A 21511-nucleotide genomic window follows, 5' to 3' on the forward strand; every position below is an offset into this window, starting at 1 on the left:
TGTCTGGACTCTGGTCGGGTAGTGACCGAATCCTGACTGGAATAATCAGCGAATCTTGAAATCGATGGGCACGCTGACCCAACCGTCCTGGGCGACATCGCCCTGCTTGGCCGGTACGAAACTCCAGCGTTTAACCGCTGCCAGCGCCGCGTCGTCAAGCTGATCGCGTCCGCTACTTTTTTGCAGTTGAATCTCACCCGGTTTGCCGCTGGCCAGTACCTGCACGCGCAGCAACACCGTGCCTTCCCAACCGCGACGCATGGCCAGAGCCGGGTATTCCGGGGCCGGATTTTTCAGGTAACCGGCGTTGGCAGATGCAGGCGTTACCGGTTTTGGTGCAGGTGGCGCGGGCGGCGCAGGTGCTGCAACCGGTTGCGGCGGTGCCGGTGGTGCTGGCGGTTGATCCACGGGTTTGGCGACCGGCTTGGGCACAGGTTTGACCACTGGCTTAGGCTTTGGAACAGGCTTGGGCGGTGGCGGTTTGACCGCGAGTTCGTCTTCCACTGGCGGTGGCGGTTCTTGAACCACCGGTTGCACGATGGGCTCGGGCGGCGGTGGTGGAGTCTCGACAACCGGCGGCGCAGGTTGAGAAAACTCGATGGTCATAGGTGGAACTTCGGGTGGCGCTACCGGCAGCGGCGCTGGCGGATTCTGGTTGACCCAGTAAATGACCGCGCCGTGCAACACCAAGGCGAATACTCCCAGCAACACGGCCTCACGACGGCTCAAAATCCGTTTCGGCGTGCTGTGCAGACGCGACAGCGCCAAGGGACCGCGATAAACGCGCCCCAGATCGAGCAGTTCGCCGCCCGGTGCCGGACGCCACAGCACATCAAGTGCGCTGGCGCTTTGGACATTGCCCATTGTCTGCTCCTGCAAAACCTTCAAATGAAAAGCCCGAGGCAGAGCGGATGGCTCTGCGACGACGCTTGAGTTAAATAATCCACGAGCCGATATATTTCTTAAAAGAATATTTTCTCAGATGGTTATTCGTTAATTGCATAACCCATAATTTCAAGTTGTGAATGCCCATCTGGGGAGATTTATGTTTGCCTGCAAGCTTGATCTTGATCTTGTAGGACCGGCTTTAGCCGGGAGAGCGGCGTTTCTGCTGAAGAAAATTCAGCAGCTATCCGGACGCCCTCCCGGCTAAAGCCGGTCCTATGTATGGACTCGCCCCTACTTTCAACCCGCTTTTTGAACACTGCTACCCGGTTGCATCTATGTATAAGGCCTATTCGAGGAAGCATCGTTAGCTTCTGGCCAACATTGGGTGAGCTCGCGGTATGCCAATTACGATAAGGCCTCAAAAGGGCCAGTAGGACCGTAGGCATCTATCCACGACGGTCTGACCAAGGGTCAATGTTCTTAAGCAGCGGTTGAGGTGACCCAGCACCCCGGTGGCAGAACTCTGTTTTTTCAATGATTCATCGTCGCCTCCTGGCAACCCGCTGGCTGGCGACTATAGGTCTGATCGTTTTGCAGCAGCACCCAGACGATTCGCAGGTTTCGGTTGGCCAATCTGACGGCGGCTCCCTTTTGACCATGCTGGCTTAACCAGCGTCTCAAACGGCGATCATCCGGATGTTCAGAGTCAGGCCGCACCTGCCTTAACACAGCGTGCGCTCCCTGAATTGAAAGGCTGCGAATGTAGCCATCACCGCGTTTGCAAATTTTGCCCAGCCGAACTTTTTGTCCGCTGCTGTTTTGCTCAGGAACCGTACCGAAGTAGGCTGCGAACATTCGTGCATTGGCGAAGCGCCCAGGTTCAGTTTGCTTGGCCAGTAGCGCTGTAGCGATGACAGGACCGATGCCACGTACTGTCATCAGGCGCTTTGCTGTCTTGTCTTCGCGCGCGGCAGCTTCCAGACGCCCCGTCAGCACGTCGATACGTTCACCCAGCTGACTCCATTCGCCCAGCAGTTCGTCGACCAACTCGCGCAACATATCTGGCAATGGCTGGGTTGCGTCTTCCAGTATGCGTGGGACATTTCGGCTTAGGGCCACCGCCCCTTGCGCCATGGCAATGCCTTGTTCCAGCAGCAACCCACGTATCTGATTACCCATTGCGGTGCGCCGCTTTACATACCCTTGCCGAACACGATGCAGGGCCTGCATGGCCAATTGCGCGTTACTTTTGACGGGCACTGAAGCAATGTTTACATCTCGTCCCGAGCGCAATATCGCCAGGACATCGTTGCGGTCATTCTTGGCGCCGCTGCGATGATTGGCGACATGTTGCGCCGGTAAAATTCGCGCCTGATTGCCCTGAGCTTGCAGCAACTGCGCCCAAGCCTGTGCGCCAGGGCCGGTTTCCATCAGCACCGTCACGCTTGACGGCAGTTTTTGTAAAAAGGCTACAAAGGCTTCGCGTGACTTGATTCGCTCTTCGTAAATGACCTGACCAAGGGCGTCTTCTCCGGCTATCTGGAATACGTTCTTGGCAAGATCTACAGCCACTGTTGAACAAGCCGACACATCGGCTGAAGACAAAGCGTTACTTTTGATCGTATGCTTTTTCATGGACTCGCCCTCGCTGTCGTTGGCTTCTTAAGAATGCCACCGTGGCGCTACTGACGCCTCGGCTTGGGCGAGTCCATCCAATTACGAGATGGCGCAGAAACCGTGGGAGCTGGGCAAAACCGGAATCACGTACTCTCCCGCTCAATCACTTCACACTTGAGCAGATTCAAGCGCTGCAACTCCCCTTCCAGCTCGACCACTCCAAGACTCTGCAACAGCCGTGTGGCGGCCAGCACACCGATCTCCAGTGCAGGAGGCTTGATCGTGCTCAAACTGGGCAGCAGCATCTCGGCAAAGGCGTAATCACCAAACCCCAGCACTGCACAATCCTGCGGAATACGCAGCCCTGCGCGTTGCCCCGCCAGGAGGCCGCCCGCCGCCAGGTTGTCATTGGCGAAGACAATCGCATCGGGTTTTTCAGCCGCGCTCATCAACGCCTGCATCGCCTGTTTACCTGCCTCAAACGGCGCGCGATCGGGGTCCGGCGTAAACAGGATCGGCGTCACCCCCAGCTCGATCAGCGTCGCCGCGCAGCCGTCGCGGCGCTCGATGGCACTGAAGTCACCCGCCGCGCTGTTCTGCACGAAAGCAATCCTTCGGTAACCCTTGCCGTGCAGGTAACGCGCAGCGGTGACACCCACTTCGTAGTGGGAAAAACCAATCTGGATCGGCGCACGATCCGGCTGGTAATCCCAGGTTTCCACCAGTGGAATGTCCGTGTCAGCCAGCATTTTCTCGGTGCCCACGCTGTGAAAATGGCTGGTCACTACCAGTGCTGCGGGTGACCAACCGAGAAAGGCGCGAACAGCGCTCTCCTCCTGCTCCGCAGAGAAATAACTCGATGCCAAAAGCAACTGATATCCGTGCCGCGTGAGCGTGTCGCTGAAGCCCTGAATGGTGCTGGCGAAGATCGGTCCGGAGATGTTCGGCACTACCATGCCGACGATTCGCCCGCGGGCCGACGCCAGACCGCCCGCCACCAGATTGGGTACATAACCCAGCTCCGCCACTGCGGCCGCAATACGCTCGCGGTGCTCGTCCGAGACCTGATCCGGCTGATTGAAATAACGCGAGACCGTCATCGTCGAAACACCGACGTGTTTAGCCACCGTATCCAGCGTGATGCGCCCTGCCCCACGGCGTTTGCGGGGCGGACTTTTCTGATCGCTCAAGGCTGATGCCCTTCTAACAAAAAGGAATATAAAAGTAATTTTTGAGTATTGGACGATCTATCCAGTCTTTACTGATACTGACGATGTTAGCGCTAACGGAATGATCTTGTCAGCTACTCGCTTGAGCGAATGCCGCCGGAACACAGCCAACGCCTACATCAGGAGCAGTGACCGAAGAGTCACGGCAGTCAGGGCATATCTCAAGCGAGCATCGAACATGCAACACACCTCTGGGGACATCATCAAACCGGCGCGCCTGGCGCAGGCCATCGCAGCAGCACTGGCACTGACTTCACTACAAGGCCTCGCCGCCGACAGCAACACGACCAATACCGACGGCCAGACCGCAACCCTGCAAGCGGTGACGGTAACGGCCACCCGCCGCGAAGAATCGCTGCAGAAAGTACCGGTGGCGGTCTCTGTGGTTGAAGGCGAACAGCTGGAGCGCGATAACCGTAACGGCGTATCCAGCATCGTCCAGCAGATCCCCAGCCTGAACTTCCGCACCGGCGCATCGAACAAGGACACCTCGTTGTTCGTTCGTGGTGTGGGCACCATTTCCACCTCACCCGGCGTCGAGCCGACGGTTGCGACGGTGGTCGACGGCGTGGTTTACGCCAGGCCTGGTCAGGCGACGCTGGACTTGCTCGATCTGGATCGCATCGAAGTGCTGCGCGGCCCGCAAGGCACACTGTTCGGCAAGAACGCTTCAGCGGGCGTACTTAACGTGATCAGCAAGGCACCCACTGAACAAACCCATGGTTACATCGATCAGTCGTACTACAGCGGCAACGAAAGCCGTACCCGTTTCGGCATCGGCGGCAGCCTGATCCCGGATACCCTCAAAGCTTCGATCACGACCCTGTTCGGCAGCTATGACGGCAACGTCGACAACAAGGCCAACGGTCAGGAGGTCAACGGTTATAACCGCAAGGGCGCGCGCGGCAAGCTGGAATTCACGCCCAACGATGACGTCAAACTGACCGTGATCGCCGACTACATGCAGTCCCATGATGACGCGCCGAACGGGGTAGTCAGTTCCACGCTGAACCCGGCGTTTGCCGGTGCTCTGGCGCCGGTACGCGCCAGCGACCATAACCGTGACATCGTCAGCGATTACCGCAGTCACGTTGAAGACATCAACAAGGGATTGTCGGCCCAGCTGGACTGGAATCTGGGTGACTACACCCTGACTTCGATCACCGCCTGGCGCGGCTGGAACAACACTCAATGGCAGGATGGCGATCGCTTGTCGAACATCACGGCGGCATTCCCCGGTACTGAAGACAAGGGCGACCTGGACTTCAATCAGTACTCGCAGGAACTGCGTCTGGCCTCGCCAAAAGGTCAGTTTCTGGAGTACGTCGGTGGCCTGTATTACATGCATGGCAAGGATGAAGAGACCTATCGCCGCACGCTGGTCACGCCAACCGCCAGCGCCGTGGGTGTCGCCGATTATGGGACGACCAGCGACAGCTATTCGGTGTTTGGCGAAAGCACGCTGAACTTCACCCCGGCCTTCCGCGGGATCGCCGGTTTGCGCTGGACCCACGACGAACTGGAATACGATCATCGCCGGGTTTCGACCTCGCCTACCGCAGTGGCAGGCATCAACCCCGGCACCAGCAGTTCCGGTTCGGTGGATGAAGATGGCTGGTCAGGGCGTCTGGGTCTGCAATACGACCTGACCGACAACGTCATGACCTACCTGACCTACTCGCGCGGTTATAAAGGCCCGGCCTATAACGTGTTCTTCAATATGCAGCCGCGTGATACTGACGCGCTCAAACCAGAGACTTCCAATACCTGGGAACTGGGCGTCAAGGCCACCAGCTGGAACAATCGTCTGGTCACCAACCTGGCGGTATTCCACAGCGACTACGACAACTATCAGGCGAACTTCCTCGATACCGTGGCCGGCAGCGTAGTCACGCGACTGATCAACGCGGGCAGTGTTTCCACCGAGGGCGTGGAAGCCGACTTCGCCTTGCAAGCCACGCAAAACCTCAAGCTTTCCGGCGCAGTGGCTTACACCAGGGCCCGTATTGATACCTTCTCATGCCCGGCGGGCGCGGCGGCATCGTGCAACGTTGACGGCAAAACCCTGCCCTTCTCTCCGGACTGGAAAAGCTACGTGCGGGCTGACTACAGCATCCCGCTGGACAATGGCCTGGATGTTGAACTGGGCACGGATTACAGCTGGCAGAGCGAAGTGCAGTACGACATCACTCAAAACCCGGACACTGTGCAAGGTGCCTACGGCATCTGGAACGCCAGCGTCGCACTGGCCGACTACAACAAGGGTTGGCGCGTGGCGCTACTGGCCAAGAACCTGGCAGACAAATCCTATTCGCCCGGCCTGGCCGCTACCGGCAACTACATCACCCGCGCGGTACCGCGCGATGATGAGCGGTATTTTGGGGTGCAGTTGCGTAAGGATTTTTGATTTTTCAAGACCATCCAACTCCTGTTGGAGCGAGGCTTGCCCGCGAAGAACGATAAAGAGGATTGCCTGACTATCCGCGTCGGCTCATTCGCGGGCAAGCCTCGCTCCAACAGGTTGTGACGCACTCACAAGGAACACACATGAGCAACACTCCACGTCAACTCAAACTCGGCGCCTTTCTCATGGCCACCGGGCACCATGTGGCGGCCTGGCGTCATCCGGACGTACCGGCCAACGCCGGGCTGGATTTCAAGCATTACAAACATTTGGCCCAAGTGGCCGAAGCAGCGAAATTCGACGCTCTGTTCGTCGCTGACAGCGTGGCTGCCGCAACAGGCGCCAGCGCCAGTCACATGGCGCGCTCCGATCATTTTGAACCGCTGACATTGATGTCAGCGCTGAGCGCAGTCACCGAGCACATCGGCCTGATCTGCACCGCCACCACCAGTTACAACGAGCCGTACCACGTGGCGCGTAAGTTCGCGTCGCTGGATCATCTGTCTGGTGGCCGTGCGGGCTGGAATCTGGTGACCTCAGACGCTGCCGCCGAAGCACAGAATTTCGGCCGGGACGAACACATCGGTCACGCTGAACGCTACAGCCGCACGCGCGAGTTTCATCATGTGGTGACCGGCCTATGGGACAGTTGGGAAGACGATGCCTTCGTGCGTGACAAGGCCAGCGGCGAGTATTACGACCCGGCCAAGCTGCATGTGCTGGATCATCAGGGCGAACACTTCCGGGTCAAAGGCCCGCTGAACGTCGCCCGCTCACCTCAGGGCCAACCGGTGATCGTGCAGGCGGGCTCTTCCGAAGTGGGTCGTGAACTGGCGGCTGAAACCGCCGAAGTGGTGTTCACTGCTCAAACCTCGCTGGCCAATGCCCAAGCGTTCTATGCCGATATCAAAGGCCGCATGGCACGCTTCGACCGTGATCCTGACAGCCTGAAAATCATGCCTGGCGTGCTTGTTGTAGTGGGCGACAGTGAAGCCCTTGCCAGGGAAAAATTCGAAGCATTTCAGGAACTGGTAGAACCGCAAGTCGGTGTCGCCTTGCTGGGCCGGATGCTGGGCAATTTCGATCTGTCCGCTTACGCCCTCGACGAACCGCTGCCGCCGCTACCGTTGACCGACAGCGGGCAGCAAAGCCGCCAGAAGCTGCTGACCCAGCTGTCCAGGGATGAAAACCTGACCCTTGCTCAACTGGGCCGGCGCATTGCCGGAGGACGTGGTCACTACAGCCTGATCGGCACCCCGACGCAAATCGCTGACCAACTGCAAGCCTGGTTCGAAGAACGCGCTGCCGACGGCTTCAATGTGTTGGTGCCGCACCTGCCCGGCGGTCTTGAAGACGTTGCTCGTTACGTGGTGCCTGAACTACAACGTCGTGGGCTGTTCCGCACCGAGTACAGCGGCAGCACGTTGCGGGAGAACCTCGGCCTGCAACGGCCACGTCATCGTTTTTCCGGAGGATTCTGAGTGAACTGCAATCCCTTGAGAGTCGCCAGCCTGCTGCTGGTATGGAGCCTGTCGTGCAGCGCATTCGCGCTCAATGGCGACCCGCGCCCGGATGCGCCTGAACTGGCCGCACGCGGCGCTTATCAAGTGGGCGTACGCACTGTTGATGTGGTTCACCGCGATCAACTCAATATCCTCGCGGCGACCAGCACGGACAGCAATCCGCGTTACGACCGGCCGCTGCGTCTGGAAGTCTGGTATCCCGCGCAACTGAAAAACGGCCAGGCCGAGCTGAGCAGGTACACCGATGTGCTGGGCGCAGGCGCCAACAACCCGGCCCGGCCCAATACTCCGTTCACGTTCGAAGGCCGCGCTGCCCGCGATGCGCAGCCGCTCAAGGACAAAGCGTTTCCGCTGGTGATCGTGTCCCACGGTTATCCGGGCTCACGCCTGCAGATGAGTTACCTGACCGAGTTCCTCGCCTCCCACGGCTATTTCGTCGTCGCTATTGATCACACGGAATCCACCCGCGCCGACCGGGCCGGTTTCGCCAGCACCCTGCTCAACCGCCCTCTGGATATTCTGTTTGTACTGGACCAGATCACGGACTGGGCGAAGTCGGGCAACGGTAACCCTTTCGCCGGAAAAATAGACGTCAGCCACACCGCGCTGCTCGGCTATTCCATGGGCGGCTACGGCGTGCTGAATGCAGCGGGCGTCGGTACCGGTGCTGCGGCTTTACGCTTTGTCCCCGGCACGGCTTTGCAGGCCAGACAAGCGGGCAATCCGGATTTCGAGGCTAAAAGAGACACCCGCATCAAAGCGCTGATCGCCTTCGCGCCATGGGGTGGCCAGCAAGGCCTGATGGACGAAAAAGGGCTGGCGGGCCTGCGCGTGCCCAGCCTGTTCATCGCAGGCGATCAGGACGATGTCGCCGGTTACGCTGACGGGGTCAGACGCCTGGCGGAAGGGGCGAAAAACGCTGACCGCTACCTGCTGGTTTACGAAAACGCACGGCATAACATTGCGCCCAATCCCCCGCCTGCAGCCGCGAGCAGTCACCCCGACGACTTTTCCGCCTATGCTGAGCCGGTCTGGGACAGCAGTCGCATCAACAACATCAACCAGCACTTTGTCCTGGCCTTTCTCGATCAGCAGCTCAAAAGCGTCGATCGCCAGCCGTGGCTGACTCTGGTGCCACGGGCCGCCGACGGCAAATGGTCGAAAGACGAAACCGGACGCGAAAAACCTGATCACAGTTACTGGAAAGGCTTCAAGAATCGCAGCGCTCTGGGCCTGGAATTCTATCACTGGCCAGCGCAAGCGACCCCGTCTTCGACTACCCAACGAGACCCACAATGACTTATACCGCTGCCGAAAATCGCTACGAAAAAATCCCCTATCGCCGCACCGGCCGCAGTGGGCTGGTCCTGCCTGCGCTGTCGCTGGGCCTTTGGCATAACTTTGGCGACAGCACGCCGCTCGACACCCAACGCGCCATGCTGCGCACGGCGTTCGATCTGGGCATCAATCACTTCGATCTGGCCAACAACTATGGCCCACCCTATGGCAGCGCCGAGACTAATTTCGGCAAGCTGTTCCAGGAGGACTTCAAGCAGTATCGCGATGAGCTGATCATCTCCACCAAAGCCGGTTGGGACATGTGGCCCGGCCCTTACGGGCAAGGTGGTGGCTCGCGCAAATACGTGCTGGCCAGCCTCGATCAGAGCCTGCAGCGCATGGGCCTGGATTACGTGGATATCTTCTACTCGCATCGCTTCGACCCGGACACGCCACTGGAAGAAACCGCCAGCGCCCTGGCCACTGCCGTGCAACAGGGTAAGGCGCTGTACATCGGCATTTCCTCATACTCCGGCAGTAAAACCCGTGAAATCGCCGCGCTGCTGAAAGAGTGGAAAGTGCCGTTGTTGATTCACCAGCCGGCCTACAACCTGCTCAATCGCTGGGTAGAAAAGGACTTGCTGGACACCACCGATGAGCTGGGCGCCGGAGTGATCGTCTTTACCGCACTGGCCCAGGGTTTGCTGACCGACAAGTACCTCAACGGTGTGCCGCAGGATGCCCGGGTCAACCGTCCGGGGGGCGGTTCGTTGCAGGCGTCGCACTTGTCCGAAGCCAATATCGCTCACGTTCGCGCCTTGAACGAGATCGCCAAACGTCGCGGCCAGAGCCTTGCGCAAATGGCCCTGGCGTGGACCCTGCGCGACCCGCGCGTGACCTCGGCCCTGATTGGTGCGAGCCGTCCGGAGCAAATCGTCGAGAACGTCGAAGCACTGAAGAACCTCAAGTTCAGTCAGGAAGAACTGACCGAAATCGACCGCTTCGCCCAGGAAGGCGGTATCAACCTCTGGGAGAAACCGTCGTTGGCGGAGTGAAATCCAATTCTGTTGGAGCGAGGCTTGCCCGCGAAGAACGATGACGCGGATTGTCTGACTTACCGAGTCGACCGGTTCGCGGGCAAGTCGGATTGCCGCCTACTCTCTCCAACAGGGAACGTCACCCATCGTAAATTTTGTTGTTAGATAGCGAGCCCTCATGAAATCCATAGCACTCCTCTTCGCAGGCCTCCTTGGCCTTGCATCGGCCCACTCTGCCCTGGCGGCAGACCCACAGACCCTGCGAGTGGGCTACCAGAAAGGCTCCATCGCCCTGGTGATTGCCAAGGAAAAAGGCCTGCTGGAAAAACGCTTCGACGACACCAAAATTCAATGGATAGAATTCCCGGCGGGTCCTCAAATGCTTGAGGCGCTCAACATCGGCGCACTGGATTTAGGTTCCACCGGCGATATCCCGCCGCTGTTTGCTCAGGCGGCCGGGGCTGATCTGGTCTACGTCGGTGCCGAACCCGCCAAGCCCGCCGCAGAAACCATCCTGGTGCGCAAGGACAGCCCACTGCAAAACGTCGCTGACCTGAAAGGCAAGAAAGTCGCCTTCCAGAAAGGCTCCAGTTCCAACAACGTCTTGCTGCGTGCGCTGAACAAAGCCGGGTTGACCTTCAAGGACATCCAGCCGATTTACCTCACCCCCGCCGACGCCCGTGCCGCCTTCGAACAAGGCAGCGTCGATGCCTGGGCAATCTGGGACCCTTACGCCTCGCTGGCCCTGATCGAAGGCCACAGCCGTCTGCTGGCCGACGGTACCGGGCTGGGTTTGTCCGGGCCGATCTACAGCGCACGTCGCGACTACGCCACACAGCACCCGGACTTTGTTCATGCAGTGCTTGATGAACTCACCGCCGCCGAAGCCCTGACCCGCAGCCAGCGTCAACAAAGCATCGACATTTTGACCAGCTCCATGGGGCTGCCGGAACCGGTGATCACCCGCTACCTGGACAACCGGCCGCCGTCGCCGATCCTGCCGGTGGACGCCAACATCATCGCCGCGCAACAGGCGACGGCGGATCTGTTCTTCCAGAACAAACTGCTGCCAAAGAAGATTAATGTCCAGGAAGCCGTCTGGAAATAACGCCCTGATTCAAGGGAAGAACCATGGGCGATCCCTCAACGAAATCGCTCATAAGCTAATGCAAAAAAGTTATTTATTTAGAGTTTCTTAGATCATTTAGTCTCCTGCTTCAGCCAGTCCCCGGCCAGCCTGATTCGGAGCTTCATGATGAAACTGCACTTCCCTCTTCGCCTCCTGGTGGCGCTGTCGCTGACTGGCGCTTCGTATCTGGCTCAAGCCGCAGACTTCACAGTCGCCTATCAGACCACCGTCGACCCGGCCAAAGTCGCCCAGGCGGATAACGCCTACGAGAAAGCAACCGACTCGAAGATTTCCTGGCGTAAATTCGAAAACGGTGCCGACGTAATCACTGCAATTGCCTCCGGTGATGTGCAGATCGGCTACCTCGGCTCCAGCCCTTTCACCGCAGCTGCGACCCGCAAGCTGCCGGTGGAAACGTTTTTGATCGCGACGCAGATCGGTGCCGCTGAAGCATTGGTTGCTCGCAACGGTTCGGGGATCAATTCACCTCAGGATCTGATAGGTAAGAAAATCGCCGTGCCGTTCGTGTCCACGGGTCACTACAGCCTGCTGGCTGCGTTGAAGCACTGGAATATCGACCCGTCGAAAGTCACCATTCTCAACCTCGCGCCACCTGCGATCGCCGCCGCCTGGAAACGCGGTGACATCGACGCCACCTACGTTTGGGACCCGGCGCTGGGTGTTGCCAAGGAAACCGGCAAAGTGCTGATCACCTCAGGTGAACTGGCCAAGGTCGGCGCACCGACCTTTGACGCCTGGATCGTGCGCAAGGACTTCGCCGACAAGCACCCTGAAATCGTCAAATCCTTCGCCAAAGTCACCCTCGACGCCTATGCCGACTACCGCAAGGACCCGGCCGCCTGGCTGGCAAAATCCAGCAACGTCGACAAACTGGTGAAGCTCTCGGGCGCGAAAACTTCGGATATTCCCGGCCTGCTGCAAGGCAACGTCTACCCACTGGCGGCGGATCAAAGCGCCCTGCTTGGCGCGCCAACCATCGACGCCGTGACCAAGACCGCTGCGTTCCTCAAGGAGCAAGGCAAGGTCGATGCAGTGCTGGCTGATTACGCGCCTTACGTCAGCAACCAATTCATCACCCAGTAAGCGGAGTTCACCCCATGGCGTTGCTCAAACTGGAGCGCATCAGCGCACAGTATCCCGGCGCGACCGAGCCGGTGCTGGCGGATATTTCCCTCAGCCTCGGCCCGCAGCAATTGCTGGTGGCGTTGGGTCCATCGGGGAGTGGCAAAACCTCCCTGCTGAATCTGATTGCCGGTTTCGTGCCGCCCAGTGCTGGCAACATCAGCCTCGACGGGGTCACGGTAAACGGCCCCAGCGCCGAGCGCGGCGTGGTGTTTCAGGACGATGCATTACTGCCTTGGCAGAACGTGTTGACCAACGTCGCCTTCGGCCTGCAACTGGCCGGCGTACCCCGCGACCAGCGTGAAGCCAAGGCCAGAGAGATGCTCGCACTGGTGGACCTCGCCGGTTTCGATCAGCGCCAGATCTGGCAACTGTCCGGCGGTCAGAAGCAGCGTGTTGGTCTGGCCCGAGCGCTGGCGGCTGATCCCCGCGTACTGCTGATGGATGAGCCGTTTGGCGCACTGGATGCGTTCACTCGCGAACAGATGCAGGAGTTGCTGCTGCAAGTCTGGCAGCGTACTGCCAAGCCGGTGTTCCTGATCACCCACGACATTGAAGAAGCGGTTTTTCTCGCTACCGACCTGATTCTGTTGGCACCGAATCCGGGGCGTATCGCCGAACGTCTGCAACTGGATTTCGGACAACGTTATGCCGCTGGGGAGTCGGCCCGTTCGATCAAGTCTGACCCACGGTTTATCGACACCCGGGAGCATGTCCTGGCCAGCGTGTTTTCCCAGCGCGGAGTCTCTCGGGAGCAACACGCATGAGCAGCTATGAATTGCAGAACACCGCGACTGCAACCGATAAACCAGGCGCCACTCCGGTGCGCTGGAGCCTCGGCACCCGCGCAATCAGCGTGCTGACGCTAGTAGTGCTGTTGGCCGCGTGGTGGGCGGTGACTGCCGCCCAGTTGATCGAACCGCTGTTCCTGCCACCGCCTTCGGCTGTGCTGGAAAAAGCTTGGCTGCTGATGACCAGCGGCTACATGGACTCCACACTCTGGCAGCACCTGGCCGCGAGTTTGCAGCGCATCGGCCTGGCGCTGTTGGTCGCCGTACTCACGGCCATTCCGGTGGGTATCGCCATCGGGCACAACCGCATCGCGCGAGGTATTTTCGACCCGCTGATCGAGTTCTATCGCCCTATCCCGCCGCTGGCGTATTTGCCGCTGATCGTGATCTGGTGCGGCATCGGCGAGTTCTCCAAAGTGCTTCTGATCTACCTGGCGATTTTCGCCCCCATCGCCATATCCACCGCGACCGGCGTGCGCACCGTTGACCCGACGAAATTGCGTGCTGCGCAATCGTTGGGTGCCACTCGCTGGCAGCTGATTCGCCACGTGATCCTGCCCAGCGCGCTGCCGGAAATTCTTACCGGCGTGCGCATCGGGCTGGGTGTCGGCTGGTCGACCCTGGTCGCTGCAGAACTGATCGCCGCGACCAGCGGCTTGGGGTTCATGGTTCAGTCTGCGGCGCAGTTCCTGGTGACCGATGTGGTGGTACTGGGAATCCTGGTCATCGCCCTGATCGCCTTTGCCATGGAAATGGGTTTGCGAGCCCTGCAGCGCAAGCTGGTGCCGTGGCATGGGCAGAGTCATTGAGATTCCAGAGAGTCCACTGCCCACTGTAGGAGCCAACTTGTTGGCGAAGCGGTGTACCTGACACACCGCCTCGCCAACAAGTTGGCTTCTACAGAAATAGCTCTAGCCCAATCAAACCGAGTCTAATCATGCCCATCCAGATCTCCCCCCTAAGCCCTGAGCTCGGCGCACAGATCAGCGGCATTGATCTGAGTCAGGAGCTGACCCACGAACAACGCGATGCCATCGAGCAGGCGTTGCTCAAACATCAGGTGCTGTTCTTTCGCAATCAGCCACTGATACCCAGACAACAGGCGCGATTCGCTGCCAGTTTCGGGGATCTGCATATCCATCCGATCTACCCGAACGTGCCGGAACAACCCGAGGTATTGATCCTCGACACAGCAGTCACCGATGTGCGTGACAACGCCATCTGGCATACCGATGTGACGTTCCTGCCGAAACCGGCAATGGGTGCAGTGCTCAGCGCAAAACATCTGCCGGAATACGGTGGTGATACGTTGTGGGCCAGCGGCATAGCAGCCTACGAAGCGTTGTCACAGCCCCTGAAAACGCTACTCGAAGGCCTGACCGCGACGCATGATTTCACCCGCTCGTTTCCGCTGGCTCGCTTCGGCACCACACCTGAAGACATCGCCCGCTGGGAACAGACCCGCCGTCAGTACCCGCCGATCTCGCACCCGGTAATTCGCACGCACCCAGTCAGTGGTCGCAAGTCGCTGTTCGTCAACGATGGTTTCACCTCGCGTATCAACGAGCTGAGTGAAACAGAAAGTGCGGCGATTCTGACCTTTCTGTTCAGCCACGCGACCCGCCCGGAGTTCACCATTCGCTGGCGCTGGCAGGCCGATGACGTGGCCTTCTGGGACAACCGCGTCACTCAGCATTACGCGGTGGACGACTACCGGCCGCAGCGCCGGGTCATGCACCGGGCGACGATCCTGGGTGATGTGCCGGTTTGAGCGGGGAATCGAACGCCAGGAGAGGTCGAACCGGCTCTCAAGTTCGTGTTGGACTGTGGGACCGAATTCATTCGGGAATTCATTATTTCAGGCGATAGATTGGCTGAGGATTTACCTGCCCGTTCGCGAATAAATTCGCTCCCACCGGGAATTTGCACTTGCCGGAAAACACTGATTTGCCCACAGAGAAAGCATTGCAGTTCGGCACATTCGAGGCCGTTGATCGACTTTATAAACTCGAATTATGGAGCGCACAATACATGCAATATTTTTATAATAAACTTAGGTCAAAATAGAATTTCACAGCTCACATCTATAGCCATATGTTGCAGGTACGGATTCAGTTTTCGGGATAACCCAACCCGAGCTTTCCCCCCTATACGGTATGAATACAAGAAGGAGCTGTTCATGAGCATCGAATTCATCGGCTACATCGCCACCCAACCCGGCTCGGAAATCCACCCGCGCAGCGGCCCGACCATCCAGCCCGAGTATGTGGCGAAAGTTGCCAAGGCTCATGAAGACGCTGGTTTTGATCGCGCGCTGGTGGCTTACCACTCCAACAGCCCGGACAGCGCCTTCGTTGCCGCCCACGCATCCAGCGTCACGACAAAACTCAAATTCCTGATCGCCCACCGGCCTGGCTTTATATCGCCAACCGTGGCGGCGCGTCAGTTTGCAACGCTTGATGTGTTCAACGGCGGGCGCACGGCGATCCACATCATCACCGGTGGCGACGACAAGGAGTTGCGCGCCGACGGCAGCCATATCGGCAAGGACGAGCGCTATGCCCGCACCGATGAATACCTGGGCATCGTGCGTCAGGAATGGACCAGCGAAAAGCCGTTCGACCACAAAGGCGAGTACTACCAGTTTGAAGGCGCGCACTCGCTAGTGAAGTCCCCGCAACAGCCGCACATCCCGGTGTATTTCGGCGGCTCTTCGCCTGCGGCCATCGCCGTGGCAGGCAAGCACGCTGATGTCTATGCACTGTGGGGCGAGACTTACGAGCAGGTCCGCGCGGTCGTCAAGGAAGTCCGCGCCGAAGCGGCGAAACATGGCCGGACCGTGCGATTCAGCCTGTCCCTTCGCCCTATCCTGGCGGAAACCGAAGAGAAAGCCTGGGCCCGTGCCGACAGCATTCTAGAGCGCGCCAAAGCCATCGCAGAAGGTAATGGTTTTGTGCGTCGCGAGCCGCCGAACGAAGGTTCGCGTCGCCTGCTGGCGGCAGCGGCGCAAGGTTCGCGCCTGGACAAACGCTTGTGGACAGGCATCGCCGGGTTACTAGGCGCGCAGGGCAACTCGACGTCACTGGTCGGCACGCCAGAGCAGGTCGCAGAGGCATTGCTGGATTACTACGACCTGGGCATCACCACCTTCCTGATTCGCGGTTTCGACCCACTGGACGACGCCATCGACTACGGCAGGAAACTCATTCCGCTGACTCGCGAGCTGGTCGCCAAGCGCGAGCGGGAGGCTCAGGAGAAAGTCGCCTGATGACGCTGCAAAACTTCCAGAGGGCGCAATAGCGCCCTCTTCTTCGTCTGCAAATACTTATCTGTCTTCGAGAGTGCCATGTCGAAACCGCTATTGAACATTCGCCTGCGTCGCCCACTGCTTGCGGGCCTGGCCATTGCTGCAGCATGGACGCTGATGCTGCCTGCCCAAGCCCGTGAAACCGTGCGTATCGGTTATCAGAAGTCCTCAACGCTGATCACCGTATTGAAAACCCAGGGCACGCTGGAAAAGGCCCTGAACGATGCAAACATCGACGTCAGCTGGCATGAATTCCCCAGCGGTTTGCCGTTACTGGAATCGTTGAATATCGGCAACGTCGATATCAGCGCCGATGTCGCCGATACCGTGCCGATCTTTGCTCAGGCAGCTCAGGCCCGACTGACCTACTTCGCCGAAGAGACGCCGTCGCCTTCCGCCCAGGCGATCGTGGTGCCAAAGGATTCGCCCATCAAGGAACTGGCGGACCTGAAAGGCAAGAAAGTCGCTGTAACAAAAGCTGCCGGTACTCACTATTTGTTGATCGCAGCACTGACCAAAGGCGGCTTGAAGTTCTCCGATATCCAGCCTGCTTACCTGACGCCTGCAGATGGCCGTGCCGCGTTCGAAAACAACAAGGTTGATGCCTGGGTGACCTGGGAACCCTTCCTGACCAGCGTGCAGCGCCAGTTGCCCACCCGCACCCTGGCGGACGGCACCGGCCTGGCCAGTTACAAGCGCTACTACCTGACCAGTACGCCGTACGCAAAGGCCCATCCGGAGGTGCTCAAGCTGGTGTTCGATCAACTGCAGAAAGCCGGTCACTGGGTCAAAGGCAATCCGAAAGAAGCCGCTGCCCTGCTCGGCCCGCTGTGGGGCAACCTTGATCCGGCCACGGTAGAAATCGCCAACAGCCACCGCACGTATGAAGTGCGCCCGGTGAAGGCAGACCAACTGGGCGAACAACAGAAAATCGCCGACGCGTTCTTTGCAGCAGGATTGCTGCCAAAAGCAGTGGATGCCAAGGATGTGGAGATCTGGAAGCCTTAAATACCCAACACACTGATTGGAATGCTTTTTATCTGTAGGAGCGCGCTTGCCCGCGATAGCGTCACCACGGCCAGTAATGTATCGAATGTGGTAAAGCTATCGCGGGCAAGCGCGCTCCTACAGGCCCTGTTTGCTGCAAAACAGCGCAGTGCCATGGACACAGCAGCCCCTGCAGAAAATGCATGACAGCCAAAATGGCCATCGTCCTTCACCACCGCAAAATGTTGCCCCAGCAACAGTCGCCCAACAGACTGTTCCTCCACCGACAGCAAACCCGTGCTCCTCCCCTTCCCAGCCCCTGTATTTCAACTCCCGCCCCTTTGGCACAGAGCCTGCAATATTCCTTTTAAGCAGGAAGCCAATCAGCTGACTGCCATTTTTGTGAATAAGAAAAAACTCTGCCATCGCCTTGCCTGGAGCTGTTCCAAATGAACGCTAAAACCCTGTTTTCCTTTACTTGCGTGAAGCTGTTGATCGGCGCCGGCGTGCTGGCTCTGGGCATGAATCCCTTAGCCTTCGCGGCAGAAACCGCCCCGGCGGAAGTGAAGCTGGATTACGCCTATTACTCGCCAGTAAGCCTGGTGCTCAAGCATTTCGGCTGGCTGGAAAAAGCCCTTCCAGACAGCAAAGTGGGCTGGGTGTTGAGCCAGGGCAGTAATCGATCGCTGGAATACCTGAACAGCGGTGGCGTCGACTTCGCGTCCTCGGCCAGTCTGGCCGCTGTGCTCAGCCGCGCCAACGGCAGCCCGATCAAGTCAGTTTACGTCTACAGCCGCGCCGAATGGACCGCATTGCTGGTACGCAAGGATTCGCCGTACAAGACCATCGCCGATCTGAAAGGCAAGAAAATCGCCGCCACCAAAGGCACCGATCCGTATCTGTTCACCTTGCGCGCCCTGCAGCAGGCGGGTCTGAAAAAAGACGACGTGGAACTGGTGCACTTGCAGCATCCGGATGGCCGTACCGCACTGGAGAAAGGTGATGTGGACGCGTGGGCCGGTCTTGATCCACACATGGCTGCCAGCGAAGTCCAGGCCGGTTCGCGCCTGCTGTACCGCAATAAGGACTTCAACAGCTATGGCGTGCTGAGCGTCACCGAGAAGTTTGCGAAGGAACATCCGCAGACCATCGAAACCGTTCTGAGCGCCTACGAAAAAGCCCGCGAATGGTCGGTCAAGCACCCGGACGAACTGGCTGAATTGCTGGCCAGGGAATCAGGGTTGCCGCTGGACGTTGCCAAGCTGCAATTGACCCGCACCGACCTGAGCACCCCGCAATTGAGTGGCAAGGATGTCGCCTCGTCCAAGGGCGCAGCGCCGATTCTGGTATCAGAAGAACTGGTTCGCCGTGGTGTCAATGTTGACCAGGTTATCGATCAACTGATCGATCCTGCTTTCAGCAAGACGTTGACGGCGAGTAAGTAAAACCCAGAGCTGCTTCATTCCCCTTGTGGGAGCCGGGCTTGCCCGCGATAAGGCTGGACACGATCTAAAGTAAATCGCGTCCAGCCTTATCGCGGGCAAGCCCAGCTCCCGCAAAGATCTCCATGATTCAAATAGTTATGCGCTGCCTAATGAGATTACCCATGAACAGCAAAAGCAAAGACCTGCCAGCGCCGCTCGCGCTGCCCACTCCGTCCTCCGGCGCTGCATGGAAGCGGCGTGGCAAGGGCCTGGTGCTGCCGCTACTGATCATCGTATTTCTCGAGATCATCGTGCGCATCGGCTGGCTGCCGTCTTATCAGATGCCCGCACCCAGCGAGATCGCTCTGACCCTGGGCGACCTCGCTGACGGACCATTGTGGAAACACATCAGCGCGAGCCTGTTGCGGGTGTTGATCGGCTTCGCCATCGGCACCGGCCTGGCATTGATCTTCGCTGCCTGGGTCGGCCTGAGCCGTGAAGCCGAAGCCTATCTGGAACCCACGTTCGCAGGTCTACGCTCGATCCCCAGCCTGGCCTGGGTGCCGCTGCTGCTGTTATGGCTGGGCATCGACGAAACCTCGAAAATTGTCCTGATCGCAATCGGCGCGTTCTTTCCTGTGTACCTCAACGGCGTGGCCGCGATTCGCAATATTGATCGCAAGCTCGTGGAAGTCGGCCAGATGTATGGCTTCAGTCGGGGTCGGCTGACTCGCCGCATTCTGTTACCCGCCGCCCTGCCCGGCCTGTTCACCGGCTTGCGCAGCGGCATGAGCCTGGCATGGATGTTTCTCGTCGCCGCAGAGTTGATAGCGGCCACCAAAGGCCTCGGCTACCTGCTCAGCGACGGCCGGGAAACCTCGCGGCCTGACATCGTGCTGGCAGCCATTATCGTGTTGGCGGTGCTCGGCAAGATCAGCGACGGCATTCTGGCCGGTCTGGAAAAGCGCTTTCTGGCCTGGCGCGACACGTTCAGTGGCCAGGGCACAGGAGAATAGAGATGAGCGAAGTCCTGTTGGATATCAACGTGCACCGCAAGTCGTTCGGCAGCACCACCGTGCTGCACAACGTGCATGTGCGATTGCACGACCGGGAAGTCATCAGCCTGCTGGGACCCAGTGGCTGCGGCAAGAGCACACTTTTACGGATCGTCGCCGGGCTGGAAAAAGACTATCAGGGCGAGTTGAACCGCACCGCCGACGAAGTGGCGTTTGTGTTCCAGGAACCGCGCCTGATGCCGTGGCTGACGGTGGAGCAGAACATCGGTTTCAGCGACGACAAGCATTACGACAAGGCCTGGGTCACCCGGCTGATCGAAGAAGTCGGTTTGACGGGGTTTGCCGATGCCCTGCCCAAGGCGCTGTCCGGCGGGATGGCGCAACGCGTGGCCATTGCCCGCGGGCTGTACTCGCATCCCAAAGTCCTGCTGCTGGACGAGCCGTTCAGCGCGGTGGACGCCTTTACCCGGATGAAGCTTCAGGATTTGCTGCTGCAGCTCGCCCAACGGCACGCCATCGCCCTGTTGCTGGTGACCCATGACGTGGATGAAGCGCTGTACCTGAGTGATCGGGTTCTGGTGATGGGCAACCGGCCGGGCAATATTCGTCAGGAGCTGGCCGTGGAACTGGCGCACCCGAGGGATCGGCGGGATGCCATGTTGGCGAACCTCAAAGCGCTGTCGCTGACAGAGTTGCAGCAGGCGCATGTGATTTGAGATTGAGCTAACACCACCCTGTTGCAAGCCTGTGCAAAACCTGTGGGACCGAATTCATTCGGGAAGGCGGTATTTCAGACGATACAAAGGCTGTGGATTTACCGGCCCCTTCGCGAATGAATTCGCTCCCACAGGATTTGTGTTTGCAGTCAAAAATAGCCCACATACAAAGGGTTTTCATTCACAAATCCAGCATTGAAAGGCTCACCGGACATTCGCAAACCGGCGCAGATTATCCTGCACCGCGGGCGCTTCTACCGCGTCATGAACCGCCGCGCTGTCCACACCCAGCAAGCCCAGCAACCGCGCACGAATCGCCTGAAACCCGGCCTGTCCGGTGCTGCGCTGACGCTGCAGGTCGATGCGTACTTCTGCGGCGATCTTCCCCTGCTCCAGCACGATCACCCGATCAGCCAGCAGAATCGCTTCGTCCACGTCATGCGTGACCAGCAACACCGCCGGGGTGTGTTTGCGCCATAGTTCAATGATCATTTGATGCATGCGAATCCGGGTCAGCGCATCCAGCGCCGCGAACGGTTCATCGAGCAACAGCAACCTGGGCTCGCGCACCAGCCCCCGGGCCAGTGCAACCCGCTGAGCTTCACCACCTGATAGGGTCGCCGGATAAGCATTGATCCGATGGGCCAGCCCCACCTCATTCAGCGCCTCGAGGGCTCGGGCATGTGGATTTTTGATATCCAGACCGAGCACGACGTTTTTCCAGGCGTTTTTCCACGGCATCAACCGTGGCTCCTGAAACACCGCCGCCCGTGCCAAGGGAACCCGCAATTGACCGCTGTCGATGGAGTCCAGCCCGGCCAGCGCCCGTAACAAGGTAGTTTTGCCCGAGCCACTGGCCCCCAGCAACGCGACGAACTCACCCGGCGCGATGTCCAGATTCAGCTCGTCGATCACCTTCTGCTGACCGAACTGACGGACCACATTACGCAGTTGTACCGGCGCAGGCTCTTTCGCCGGTAAAGGGGTTTGATGGGAATGCAAAACATCCAGAGCAGCCATGG

19 protein-coding genes are annotated in these 21511 nt (G+C 59.1%); 14 read left to right on the forward strand and 5 right to left on the reverse strand.

The annotated features are described in order from the left end of the window. Positions 1-45: 45 nt before the first annotated feature. The 3 genes from K3169_RS19420 to K3169_RS19430 all read right to left on the reverse strand — a co-directional run bounded on the left by K3169_RS19420 (position 46) and on the right by K3169_RS19430 (position 3695). Entirely contained in the window at positions 46-864 is an 819-nt protein-coding gene (locus tag K3169_RS19420; RefSeq protein ID WP_263267515.1) for an energy transducer TonB, read from the reverse strand. 555 nt (positions 865-1419) lie between these two features. Next, positions 1420-2478, reverse strand: a complete 1059-nt coding sequence (locus K3169_RS19425; RefSeq protein WP_231678247.1) for an IS110 family transposase — start codon at positions 2476-2478, stop codon at positions 1420-1422. Between the two features lie 170 nt (positions 2479-2648). Further along, positions 2649-3695, reverse strand: a complete 1047-nt coding sequence (locus tag K3169_RS19430) for a LacI family DNA-binding transcriptional regulator (RefSeq protein ID WP_263267516.1) — start codon at positions 3693-3695, stop codon at positions 2649-2651. Between the two features lie 217 nt (positions 3696-3912). Between K3169_RS19430 and K3169_RS19435 the strand changes: the two genes are divergently transcribed. The 11 genes from K3169_RS19435 to K3169_RS19485 all read left to right on the forward strand — a co-directional run bounded on the left by K3169_RS19435 (position 3913) and on the right by K3169_RS19485 (position 17354). After that, positions 3913-6141, forward strand: a complete 2229-nt coding sequence (locus K3169_RS19435; protein ID WP_263267518.1) for a TonB-dependent receptor — start codon at positions 3913-3915, stop codon at positions 6139-6141. 140 nt (positions 6142-6281) lie between these two features. Next, positions 6282-7619 (forward strand): LLM class flavin-dependent oxidoreductase, encoded by a 1338-nt coding sequence (locus K3169_RS19440; RefSeq protein WP_263267519.1) that lies wholly within the window; start codon positions 6282-6284, stop codon positions 7617-7619. Further along, positions 7620-8960 (forward strand): alpha/beta hydrolase family protein, encoded by a 1341-nt coding sequence (locus K3169_RS19445; RefSeq protein ID WP_263267520.1) that lies wholly within the window; start codon positions 7620-7622, stop codon positions 8958-8960. Then, positions 8957-9994 (forward strand): L-glyceraldehyde 3-phosphate reductase, encoded by a 1038-nt coding sequence (mgrA, locus tag K3169_RS19450; protein ID WP_231676705.1) that lies wholly within the window; start codon positions 8957-8959, stop codon positions 9992-9994. Before K3169_RS19445 ends, mgrA begins: the two co-directional genes overlap by 4 nt. 160 nt (positions 9995-10154) lie before the next feature. Beyond that, positions 10155-11084 (forward strand): sulfonate ABC transporter substrate-binding protein, encoded by a 930-nt coding sequence (locus K3169_RS19455; RefSeq protein ID WP_263267523.1) that lies wholly within the window; start codon positions 10155-10157, stop codon positions 11082-11084. A gap of 147 nt (positions 11085-11231) precedes the next feature. Then, entirely contained in the window at positions 11232-12209 is a 978-nt protein-coding gene (gene tauA / locus K3169_RS19460) for a taurine ABC transporter substrate-binding protein (RefSeq protein ID WP_027900643.1), read from the forward strand. Positions 12210-12223: 14 nt separating this feature from the next. Then, positions 12224-13015 carry a taurine ABC transporter ATP-binding subunit gene (gene tauB, locus K3169_RS19465; RefSeq protein WP_122708847.1) on the forward strand — a complete coding sequence of 264 codons (792 nt, stop codon included), beginning with the start codon at positions 12224-12226 and terminating at the stop codon, positions 13013-13015. Then, positions 13012-13848 carry a taurine ABC transporter permease TauC gene (tauC, locus tag K3169_RS19470; protein ID WP_122708848.1) on the forward strand — a complete coding sequence of 279 codons (837 nt, stop codon included), beginning with the start codon at positions 13012-13014 and terminating at the stop codon, positions 13846-13848. The genes tauB and tauC overlap by 4 nt, the downstream gene beginning before the upstream one ends. Positions 13849-13976: 128 nt before the next feature. Then, on the forward strand, positions 13977-14810 hold the full coding sequence (tauD, locus tag K3169_RS19475) for a taurine dioxygenase (protein ID WP_122708849.1): 834 nt from the start codon (positions 13977-13979) through the stop codon (positions 14808-14810). Between the two features lie 408 nt (positions 14811-15218). Further along, positions 15219-16307, forward strand: coding sequence for an LLM class flavin-dependent oxidoreductase (locus K3169_RS19480; RefSeq protein WP_099271067.1), 1089 nt, complete (start codon positions 15219-15221; stop codon positions 16305-16307). 78 nt (positions 16308-16385) lie between these two features. After that, positions 16386-17354, forward strand: a complete 969-nt coding sequence (locus tag K3169_RS19485; RefSeq protein ID WP_099271068.1) for an aliphatic sulfonate ABC transporter substrate-binding protein — start codon at positions 16386-16388, stop codon at positions 17352-17354. On the opposite strand, the gene K3169_RS19490 is transcribed toward K3169_RS19485, so the two are convergent. Continuing rightward, positions 17351-17626, reverse strand: a complete 276-nt coding sequence (locus tag K3169_RS19490; protein ID WP_122708850.1) for a hypothetical protein — start codon at positions 17624-17626, stop codon at positions 17351-17353. The two genes, K3169_RS19485 and K3169_RS19490, sit on opposite strands and share 4 nt — an antisense overlap. 228 nt (positions 17627-17854) lie before the next feature. Between K3169_RS19490 and K3169_RS19495 the strand changes: the two genes are divergently transcribed. The 3 genes from K3169_RS19495 (at position 17855) to K3169_RS19505 (ending at position 20489) form a co-directional block, all read left to right on the forward strand. Then, positions 17855-18778, forward strand: a complete 924-nt coding sequence (locus K3169_RS19495; RefSeq protein ID WP_263272329.1) for an aliphatic sulfonate ABC transporter substrate-binding protein — start codon at positions 17855-17857, stop codon at positions 18776-18778. Positions 18779-18939: 161 nt separating this feature from the next. Next, on the forward strand, positions 18940-19773 hold the full coding sequence (locus K3169_RS19500; RefSeq protein ID WP_263267526.1) for an ABC transporter permease: 834 nt from the start codon (positions 18940-18942) through the stop codon (positions 19771-19773). A 2-nt stretch (positions 19774-19775) separates the two neighbouring features. After that, entirely contained in the window at positions 19776-20489 is a 714-nt protein-coding gene (locus K3169_RS19505) for an ABC transporter ATP-binding protein (RefSeq protein WP_263267528.1), read from the forward strand. A gap of 204 nt (positions 20490-20693) precedes the next feature. On the opposite strand, the gene K3169_RS19510 is transcribed toward K3169_RS19505, so the two are convergent. Further along, positions 20694-21509 carry an ABC transporter ATP-binding protein gene (locus K3169_RS19510; protein WP_122709101.1) on the reverse strand — a complete coding sequence of 272 codons (816 nt, stop codon included), beginning with the start codon at positions 21507-21509 and terminating at the stop codon, positions 20694-20696. Positions 21510-21511 lie beyond the last annotated feature (2 nt).

It is taken from the genome of Pseudomonas phytophila, assembly GCF_025643095.1.
In the GTDB taxonomy this organism is placed as follows: domain Bacteria; phylum Pseudomonadota; class Gammaproteobacteria; order Pseudomonadales; family Pseudomonadaceae; genus Aquipseudomonas; species Aquipseudomonas quasicaspiana.

What these genes read in the sequence shown, in the direction of transcription:
- tauD (WP_122708849.1), top strand. Translation starts at nt 13,977, where the DNA reads ATGCCCATCCAGATCTCCCCCCTAAGCCCTGAGCTCGGCGCACAGATC.
- K3169_RS19510 (WP_122709101.1), bottom strand. Translation starts at nt 21,509, where the DNA reads ATGGCTGCTCTGGATGTTTTGCATTCCCATCAAACCCCTTTACCGGCG.
- tauA (WP_027900643.1), top strand. Translation starts at nt 11,232, where the DNA reads ATGAAACTGCACTTCCCTCTTCGCCTCCTGGTGGCGCTGTCGCTGACT.
- K3169_RS19420 (WP_263267515.1), bottom strand. Translation starts at nt 864, where the DNA reads ATGGGCAATGTCCAAAGCGCCAGCGCACTTGATGTGCTGTGGCGTCCG.
- tauC (WP_122708848.1), top strand. Translation starts at nt 13,012, where the DNA reads ATGAGCAGCTATGAATTGCAGAACACCGCGACTGCAACCGATAAACCA.
- K3169_RS19440 (WP_263267519.1), top strand. Translation starts at nt 6,282, where the DNA reads ATGAGCAACACTCCACGTCAACTCAAACTCGGCGCCTTTCTCATGGCC.
- K3169_RS19495 (WP_263272329.1), top strand. Translation starts at nt 17,855, where the DNA reads ATGAATCCCTTAGCCTTCGCGGCAGAAACCGCCCCGGCGGAAGTGAAG.
- tauB (WP_122708847.1), top strand. Translation starts at nt 12,224, where the DNA reads ATGGCGTTGCTCAAACTGGAGCGCATCAGCGCACAGTATCCCGGCGCG.
- mgrA (WP_231676705.1), top strand. Translation starts at nt 8,957, where the DNA reads ATGACTTATACCGCTGCCGAAAATCGCTACGAAAAAATCCCCTATCGC.
- K3169_RS19500 (WP_263267526.1), top strand. Translation starts at nt 18,940, where the DNA reads ATGAACAGCAAAAGCAAAGACCTGCCAGCGCCGCTCGCGCTGCCCACT.
- K3169_RS19435 (WP_263267518.1), top strand. Translation starts at nt 3,913, where the DNA reads ATGCAACACACCTCTGGGGACATCATCAAACCGGCGCGCCTGGCGCAG.
- K3169_RS19455 (WP_263267523.1), top strand. Translation starts at nt 10,155, where the DNA reads ATGAAATCCATAGCACTCCTCTTCGCAGGCCTCCTTGGCCTTGCATCG.
- K3169_RS19505 (WP_263267528.1), top strand. Translation starts at nt 19,776, where the DNA reads ATGAGCGAAGTCCTGTTGGATATCAACGTGCACCGCAAGTCGTTCGGC.
- K3169_RS19485 (WP_099271068.1), top strand. Translation starts at nt 16,386, where the DNA reads ATGTCGAAACCGCTATTGAACATTCGCCTGCGTCGCCCACTGCTTGCG.
- K3169_RS19480 (WP_099271067.1), top strand. Translation starts at nt 15,219, where the DNA reads ATGAGCATCGAATTCATCGGCTACATCGCCACCCAACCCGGCTCGGAA.